The sequence below is a fragment of the Phyllobacterium sp. P5_D12 genome (assembly GCF_054049495.1).
In genome coordinates this window covers 1-8,369 of sequence record NZ_JBFUMG010000179.1, presented here as the reverse complement: position 1 = coordinate 8,369, position 8,369 = coordinate 1, and the positions used below count along the sequence as shown (strand labels likewise).

Below are 8,369 nucleotides of genomic sequence, written 5' to 3'. Positions count from 1 at the left end.
GTTTTTTATCAGGCAAATAGTCGTTTGCCGGCTTGTAAAAGCTCGGAGTCCGTCGAGAAGCGATTCTACGCGATGAACAGGGGATGACGGGCTTGCCGGACTTCCGCCGCGTTCTTATTTAATGCAATATCGTTCGAGCCTGATAGATAGAGTTCCAGGCTGCCAAACTGACTTTCCGAAGCGCCAATTTTGAAGAACGAAGAGCCGCATGCGATTTCCGCCGTCCTTTCTCGATGAGATCAGGGAGCGTGTACCGATCTCCAGCGTGATCGGGACGCGCGTTTCGTTCGACCGGAAAAAGACCAACGCGCCGAAGGGTGATTTCTGGGCTTGCTGTCCGTTTCATGGCGAAAAATCGCCGAGCTTCCACTGCGAGGACCGCAAGGGCCGCTACCATTGTTTCGGCTGCGGCGTTACTGGTGATCATTTCCGTTTTTTGACAGAGCTCGAGGGGTTGAGTTTCCCCGAGGCCGTGCAGCGCGTTGCCGACATGGCCGGCGTGCCGATGCCAGCGCGCGACGCTGAAATGGAAATACGCGAGGCGAAACGTGCCACGCTTTACGACGTCATGGAGATGGCGACCAAGTTCTTCGAGGAGCAGCTGCAGGCGGCGGGCGGAGCAAAGGCCCGTGCTTATCTGCGAGAGCGGGGCCTGAGCGCCGCGACGCAGCATTCCTATCGTCTGGGTTATGCGCCCGAGAGCCGTAACGCGCTGAAGGAACACCTGGCATCGAAGAACGCCACCAAGGAGCAGATCGAGGCTTGTGGGCTGGTGGTCTATGGCGATGACAAGCCGGTGTCGTTTGATCGGTTCCGTGATCGCATCATGTTTCCGATCGAGGACTTGCGGGGCCGTATCATTGCCTTTGGCGGGCGGGCGCTGGCGCCCAATGCCATCGCGAAATACATGAATTCCAACGAGACCGAGCTTTTCCATAAGGGCAAAATTCTCTTCAACGCCTTGCGAGCCAGAAAGGCGGCGCAACCGCAAGCTGGTCAACCGGCAAAGGCTGTCATTGCCGTCGAAGGCTATATGGATGTGATTGCCCTGGCGCAGGCCGGTTTCACCCACACCGTCGCGCCGCTCGGGACCGCCTTGACGGAAGATCAGCTCGATCTCCTCTGGCGCATGTCGCCAGAGCCCATACTTTGTTTCGATGGCGATAATGCGGGCATCAAGGCTGCGCACCGCGCAATCGATCTGGCGCTGCCCGTGTTGAAGCCCGGCTTCTCCTTACGTTTTGCTGTGCTGCCAGAAGGCAAGGACCCTGACGATCTGGTCAAGAGCTCCGGCCCGCAAGCTTTCCAGGCTGTACTCAATGATGCGCGACCGCTGGCAGACATGCTGTGGACGCGCGAAACGGCGAGCGGCGTCTTCGACACGCCGGAGCGGCGCGCCGAACTTGAAGCACGCCTTAAACAGATGACGGCGCTGATCGGCGACGAGAATGTGCGCCGCCACTATGCGCAGGATGTGCGTGAGCGTATCCAGCAGTTCTTCGGTTCGAACCAGCGCAGCAACAATAACCCACGCGGTAACAACCAGAACAGTTTCGGCCAGCAGAATGGTTACGGCCAACGGGGCAGGGGCGCAGCCACTGGCCGTTTTGCGGTTTCGGACAGTCTGGCGCGTTCCGTTTTGGTGAAGACCACATCGGCAGCGCCTCCCTTGCGCGAGACCGCTATCCTGATGACGTTGTTCAATCACCCGCGGTTGATCGAGGAGGATTTCGAAACCGTGGTGCGGCTTGAATTCAGCCATCCGGACCTCAAGCGCTTTCATGCCGCCATGCTCAATGCGATGGCCGAGCATCATGTCGCCAACGGGACAGAGATGCGCAAGGCGATGGTCGATACCAATCATGGCGCCTTGATTGAAGCGCTGGAAGCATTGACGCGGCGTGCGCGCATGTGGACCGCGACGGCGGAAGCGGCAGAAGAAGACGCTTTGGAGGCGCTAAAGCAGGCGATTCACTTGCATCAACGCGCAAGCACACTACATAAAGAGCTGAAAGTAGCTGAAACCGCCTTGGCGAGCGAAGCCACCGATGAAAACCTTAACCGGCTCCTGGATATTCAGAACGATATTCGCAATGCGCAGGCAACTGAAGCGCTGATCGAAGGGTTCGGAATACCGTCAGGGCGATCGGGCAAGGGGTTTTGACCGAATTGATTCGCTTTTTTCCTACGAATCAGTTGAGTCGGGGTTGACGTGGGTCAATAATGACGGAATCAGAGTGCGCGAATTAAAGATATTTCGCCGACGTTTGCGGGTAAAGCAAAAAAACTGGCAAATTCGGCAGATATGTAGCGTGACGGAATAACAAGGTTAATCCGCCATTAACAGGATTTCGGCTAGTCGATCATTTATACCTTGATGATGTAGGGGAACCGGTGCGCTGCCGCGCTCGTTGTTTTCATGCATAAAACAAAGCGCCCATCAGGGGAACAAAGCGAACACCGCTTGGAGATATAGAATATGGCAACGAAGGCAAAGGAAAACGAAGAAGTAGAAGTCGAGCGCGAAGGCGCGCCAGACGGACCGCTTCTCGACCTTTCCGATGACGCTGTCAAGAAGATGATCAAGCTCGCGAAAAAACGCGGCTATGTGACGATGGACGAGCTCAATGCAGTTCTGCCATCCGAAGAGGTCACTTCCGAACAGATCGAAGACACCATGGCCATGCTGAGTGACATGGGCATCAACGTTGTCGAAGATGACGAGCAGGACGCTGACGCTGAAGAAACAGACAACAGCGCCGACGAGGAAAGCGATGCCCGCGAACTCGCGGAGTCGACTGGCACTGCCGTAGCACCGACGACGACCAAGAAAGAACCGACCGATCGCACCGACGATCCCGTCCGCATGTATCTGCGCGAGATGGGCACGGTCGAGCTGTTGTCGCGCGAAGGCGAAATTGCCATCGCCAAGCGCATCGAGGCTGGTCGCGAAACCATGATCTCGGGTCTTTGCGAAAGCCCGCTGACCTTCCAGGCGATCATTATCTGGCGCGAGGATCTGAACGAGTCGAAGATTCTGCTGCGTGAAATCATCGATCTCGAGACCACCTATGCGGGTCCCGAAGCCAAACAGGCTCCGGTGATCGAACGGGTCGAGGAAGAAAAGCCTGCTGCGGCCAATGACCGGATGCGCAGTCGCCGCGACGATGACGATATCACCAATGTTGGGGGTGACGCGCCCGTCGAAGAAGATGACGACGAGGATGATGAGGCAAATCTGTCGCTTGCCGCGATGGAAGCCGAACTGCGTCCGCAGGTCATGGAGACCCTCGACGTTATTGCCGATACCTACAAGAAGCTGCGCAAATTGCAGGATCAGCAGGTGGAGAACCGCCTTGCTGCCTCCGGATCGCTGTCGCCGAGCCAGGAGCGCCGCTACAAGGAACTCAAGGATCAGCTGATCAAGGCGGTCAAGTCGCTGTCACTGAACCAGAACCGTATCGAAGCGCTGGTCGCCCAGCTTTACGACATCAACAAGCGTCTCGTTCAGAACGAAGGGCGCTTGCTGCGTCTGGCCGAATCTTACGGGGTACGTCGCGAGGACTTCCTCAAGGAATATCAGGGCAACGAGCTCGATCCGAACTGGTTGAAGGCTGTTTCCAACCTCACGACGCGCGGCTGGAAAGAATATACCAAGAACGAAAAAGAGACGATCAAGAACCTGCGTACGGAAATTCAGAACATGGCGCAGGAAACCGCCATTTCGATCTCGGAATTCCGCCGTATCGTCAATCAGGTGCAGAAAGGCGAACGCGAAGCTGCGCTCGCCAAGAAGGAAATGGTCGAGGCAAACCTGCGTCTCGTTATTTCCATCGCCAAGAAATATACCAACCGCGGYYTGCAGTTCCTCGAYCTSATCCAGGAGGGCAATATCGGCCTCATGAAGGCGGTCGACAAGTTTGAATACCGTCGCGGTTACAAGTTCTCGACCTATGCGACCTGGTGGATTCGTCAAGCGATCACCCGTTCGATCGCCGACCAGGCGCGCACCATCCGTATTCCGGTGCATATGATCGAGACGATCAACAAGATCGTTCGGACATCGCGTCAGATGCTGCATGAAATCGGCCGTGAACCGACCCCGGAAGAGCTGGCTGAAAAGCTTGCCATGCCGCTTGAGAAAGTGCGCAAGGTGCTGAAGATCGCCAAGGAACCGATCTCACTCGAAACGCCGGTTGGCGACGAGGAAGATTCGCATCTCGGCGATTTTATCGAGGACAAGAATGCGCTTCTGCCGATCGACGCTGCCATCCAGGCCAATTTGCGCGATACGACAACGCGGGTTCTGGCTTCATTGACACCGCGCGAAGAACGCGTGCTGCGCATGCGTTTCGGCATCGGCATGAACACCGACCATACTCTGGAAGAAGTTGGCCAGCAGTTCTCGGTGACCCGCGAGCGTATTCGTCAGATCGAAGCAAAGGCACTGCGCAAGCTGAAGCATCCGAGCCGCTCCAGAAAGCTGCGTTCGTTCCTCGACAGCTGATCTTCTGAAGTCACGACAAACAAAAAGCCCGGCCAAGTGCCGGGCTTTTTGTTATGCAGTTCTTTCAGAGCGATGGCTCTTCGGCTTTCTTGTCGCCCTTGTCCTTCACCATCAGCTTGTCGATATAGGCAAGAAACAGCGCCGAGAACACGAAGGCGAGGTGGATCACGGTGAACCATGTCAGCTGTTCGGTACTGAACTGCGTCAGGTTCAGAAAGACCTGCAGCAGATGGATCGACGATATGGCGACAATGGTCGACGCGACCTTGATCTTGAGCGATCCCGCATCGATCGTTCCAAGCCAGTGAACCTCATCGGCTTGATCAAAGCGGCTGACGAAATTCTCATAGCCTGAAATGATGACCATGACGACGAGGCTGGCGACCAGCGCTGCGTCGATCAGGCTGAGCATTTTGAGGATAGTATCGGTTTCATTGAGGGTGGTGACTTTGGATACGAAGTCCACCAGCTTGCCGGCGAAAGAGAAAGCGTAGATTGCAAGCGCTGCAGCAAGGCCAAGGTAGAAGACGACCAGGAGCCAGCGCGAGGCGAGGATGATGTTTTCGACAAAGATTTCAAGACGTTTCATAAAATAAGGGTCCGGTTGAACAATCGGGCTTAGCTCATCAAATAAGCAGGACGGAGCTTAACTCAAGCAACAAACATAAAAAACCCGGACCTCAGCCCGGGTTTTTCGTTGGAAATGCCGGTTTTAGTTGCTGGCCACGGGGGCAACCAGCGGTGTAATGCGTCGAATGGCGACACGGCGGTTCTCTTGTTCCGGGCCGTCGGCTTTAATCTTTAGATATTGCTCGCCATAGCCTTGGGTAGCCATGTTTTCCGGCGGGATATCGAAGACATTGGTCAGAGCCTGGGCAACCGATTCCGCCCGCCTGTCAGAAAGGACAAGGTTTGCCTGGTCGGACCCGACGGCATCGGTGTGGCCCTCGATCAGGAAAGTCTCGGCGGGATTCTTCTTGAGGATTTGCGCCATTGCCTTTGCAACGCTTTCAATGTGGCTGATCTGGTCTTCGCCGACATCTGCAGAGCCAAACTGGAAGGTGATCGTATCGAGATCAACGCGGCGAACCTTGTCGCGGATGCGTGCGGAGCGCTTGACCTCGTCGATCGAATAGATGCGTTCGACCCGTTCGACGGGCGGCCGCTCGAAGAAATCGTACACCTCTTCCTGAGGCGCCTCTTCCGCGTCCAGAATATAATCTCGAACCGGAATGTTGAGCGCGAGCGGTGGGAGGTCATCACCYGGATCACGCCATTCCAGACGTTCCTCGCGGTCGTAGTCGGGCGTGTATGTCAACACAACCTCGTGGCCGTCCGGCATGACGCGTGAGCGCCGGATCACATCGCCATAGCGATTGCGGATCGTGACAATCTGCACTCCATTGTCGCGCACGATGGTTTCTCTCGTACGTTTACGAGGCAAGTCTTCGTAATAGACGTCCTTCGAGTCGCGTGACATGCGCGGCCGGTCTGAGCTCTCGACGTAGACGTTATTGTCGATATTGACGACGGTCCGGTCTCCGAATTTCTTCACTACCTGTACATCGCCTGGACGCTCATCAGGCCTGCGGTCTTTGGTGCGGGTACCCTTTTCTGTGAGTACGGGCTCGATCTTGACGGGAGCAAGCTCCTGTTGAACATCCGCATCGTTCTTTGGCGCTGCGACGGCAGGCTGTTGCGCAACGGGTTTTTGATCCGCAGGTCCTTCGGCGGTTTGCCCCTGTTTGGCCCCGCCAGCAGGTGGCCGTTTCGCGCTGTCAAGTGCTGGAGCAGCGTTTTCCGGTAAAGGCGAAGCTTCCTGCTGCGCAGCTTTGCCGGTGGTTGGATCGACAGGCTTGGCTTCCTTGGTGGTCGGCTCTGCAGGCGCGGCCTGCGAAGGCTGTTCAGCCGTAGCGGGCGAATCGGGTGCGGGAGCTGTCGGCGCTTCCTTGGCAGCCTTATCAGTTGCTTTCTTCGCCTCTTCGGCGGCTTTATCGGTTTGCTTGCCCGCCGCTTTCTGAGCACTATCAGTCTTCTTGCGAGCTTCTTCCTCGGCGGCCTTTTGCGCTTCAGCCGACTTGTCCGCTTCCTGCTCGGTCGTCTTCTTGACCTTTTCGGCCTCCTTGGCAGTTTGCTTCTCGGCCGCCTTTGCGGCATCGGACTCTGCCGCTGCCTTCTTTCGCGCGTCTTCTTCTACAGCTTTTTGCTGCTTGGCAGCTTTGTTGGATTCGGCTTCGGTGGCCCGTTTGGCTTTTTCGGCTTCCTGCGCCGCTTCTTTTTCGGCGGCTTTTGCAGACTTGGCTTCCTGTGCGGCTTTCTGTTTGGCTTCTTCTTCTATCGCGTTCTGTTGCTTGGCGGCTTTGTCAGCTTCCGCATTTGCAGCGCGCTTGGCCTCTTCGGCCTTCTGTTCATTTTCCTTTTCGGCAGCCTTGGCGGCTTGATCGGCCTGATGTTTCGCCTGCTCTTCAGCCTTCCGCTGTTCCTTCGCTGCGGCTTCTGTTTCATCAGCGGCACGTTTCTTTGCTTCTTCTGCCTGGTGGTCGCCGCCCTTGTGTTTCTTCAGCTCCTCGACAGGTTCTCCCGCCTGAGGCGCGGTCTCTTCCGCCTGCGCCAGCATTCGCGAGGGTACATTGCTGTTTGAGGAGATGAAGGGCCGGTTGATCGGGGCTTGTTCTGCCATTGCCGCCGGTGAGGAAAAGAGAATCGCCGTCGATGCAAAAAAGAGTGCTGTCCGTTTCATGTTCATCCCTGTCTCGTGTTTCTTGTCGTTGAAACACGTCAAATGTTTGTGATCGCAACCTTGTTCCCGTTTGTGGCAACCGTTTGTCCGGTGCGATCCCGATTAGCAATGGATGAAGGATTGCAGGGGCAGCCTGTATCTCAAGTGAAGACGCTGTTCATCCCGCGTTCATGTTTAAAACGTGGACGCGGCGGCGTCCGGGATGTATTTGAGCCGCATGCCTCAAGAACCGTTCTGGAAAACGAAGACTCTGGATGAGCTGAACCGCTCGCAATGGGAGAGCCTGTGCGATGGCTGCGGACGCTGCTGTCTGCACAAGCTGGAAGACGAGGACACAGAAGAAATCTATTTCACAACAGTGGCTTGCACCTTGCTGGACGCTGGTACGTGCCAGTGTTCAGACTATATACATCGCAAGAAGAAGGTGCCGGATTGCGTATTCCTGACACCGGAGATCGTCCGGACAGTCGATTGGTTGCCGGAGACGTGTGGTTACCGTCTGATCGATGAGGGCAAGGATCTTTATTGGTGGCATCCGCTTGTTTCAGGGGACCCCGAAACAGTCCATGACGCCGGGATCTCGGTGCGTGGCAAGATCACCGCGTTCGATCACGAAATGAAAGAGGACGAAGACTATTTTGATCATATGATGCGGGAAAAATTGCCATCCTGAGCGATTTCCAAGTGAACGCTGTGTGAATGAGGCGTTGAGGATTTGTTCAGATCGTCTGTGGAACAAAGGGCGCCTGTCCGGTTTTCAGAATGTCTGAAAACACTTCCCCCAATTCCCGGACAATCAAACAGGAGAACGCTCATATGGCTAGTCTTTCACTCAAGTTGCTTGCAGTCGGTGCTGCAATCAGCATCGGTGCTATCCTCGGCGCAAACACATCGTTCGCGGCACCGGCCTTTGCCTCACCTATCGTGGTTCAGCATGGAACAACTTCCGCGCCACTCGTCGATGTCCAATATCGCTATGGCCATCGCCCATATCGCGTTTGCACTCCGGGTCAGGCTGCCAGCAAGGCAAGCCGCATGGGGATCCGCAACCCACGGGTAGTCGTTAATCGCAACGTTGTTCGTGTAACTGGATGGAAGCGGGGTCTACGCACTGCCGTTGTG

At 56.0% G+C, this 8,369-nt stretch carries 6 protein-coding genes; 4 read left to right on the top strand and 2 right to left on the bottom strand.

Annotated elements, in window-relative coordinates:
- Nucleotides 1-208: 208 nt before the first annotated feature.
- Both dnaG and rpoD read left to right on the top strand, forming a co-directional pair.
- Nucleotides 209-2,164 carry a DNA primase gene (dnaG, locus tag ACXJ5O_RS13435; RefSeq protein WP_457300324.1) on the top strand — a complete coding sequence of 652 codons (1,956 nt, stop codon included), beginning with the start codon at nt 209-211 and terminating at the stop codon, nt 2,162-2,164.
- Between the two features lie 315 nt (nt 2,165-2,479).
- A complete protein-coding gene (gene rpoD, locus ACXJ5O_RS13430) occupies nt 2,480-4,507 on the top strand; it encodes an RNA polymerase sigma factor RpoD (protein WP_210003050.1) in 2,028 nt (675 codons plus the stop codon).
- Between the two features lie 64 nt (nt 4,508-4,571).
- Here the strand turns inward: rpoD and ACXJ5O_RS13425 are convergent, their stop codons facing one another.
- Both ACXJ5O_RS13425 and ACXJ5O_RS13420 read right to left on the bottom strand, forming a co-directional pair.
- Nucleotides 4,572-5,096, bottom strand: coding sequence for a TIGR00645 family protein (locus ACXJ5O_RS13425; RefSeq protein ID WP_112530730.1), 525 nt, complete (start codon nt 5,094-5,096; stop codon nt 4,572-4,574).
- A gap of 123 nt (nt 5,097-5,219) precedes the next feature.
- The gene (locus tag ACXJ5O_RS13420) at nt 5,220-7,253 is read right to left on the bottom strand and encodes an OmpA family protein (RefSeq protein ID WP_457300323.1); all 2,034 of its coding nucleotides are present in this window, start codon (nt 7,251-7,253) and stop codon (nt 5,220-5,222) included.
- A gap of 211 nt (nt 7,254-7,464) precedes the next feature.
- On the opposite strand from ACXJ5O_RS13420, the gene ACXJ5O_RS13415 reads away from it, so the two are divergent.
- Nucleotides 7,465-7,920, top strand: coding sequence for a YcgN family cysteine cluster protein (locus ACXJ5O_RS13415; RefSeq protein WP_457300322.1), 456 nt, complete (start codon nt 7,465-7,467; stop codon nt 7,918-7,920).
- A gap of 143 nt (nt 7,921-8,063) precedes the next feature.
- On the top strand, nt 8,064-8,369 hold a 306-nt coding region (locus tag ACXJ5O_RS13410; protein WP_457300321.1), incomplete at its 3' end, for a hypothetical protein.

What these genes read in the sequence shown, in the direction of transcription:
- dnaG (WP_457300324.1), top strand. Translation starts at nt 209, where the DNA reads ATGCGATTTCCGCCGTCCTTTCTCGATGAGATCAGGGAGCGTGTACCG.
- ACXJ5O_RS13425 (WP_112530730.1), bottom strand. Translation starts at nt 5,096, where the DNA reads ATGAAACGTCTTGAAATCTTTGTCGAAAACATCATCCTCGCCTCGCGC.
- ACXJ5O_RS13415 (WP_457300322.1), top strand. Translation starts at nt 7,465, where the DNA reads ATGCCTCAAGAACCGTTCTGGAAAACGAAGACTCTGGATGAGCTGAAC.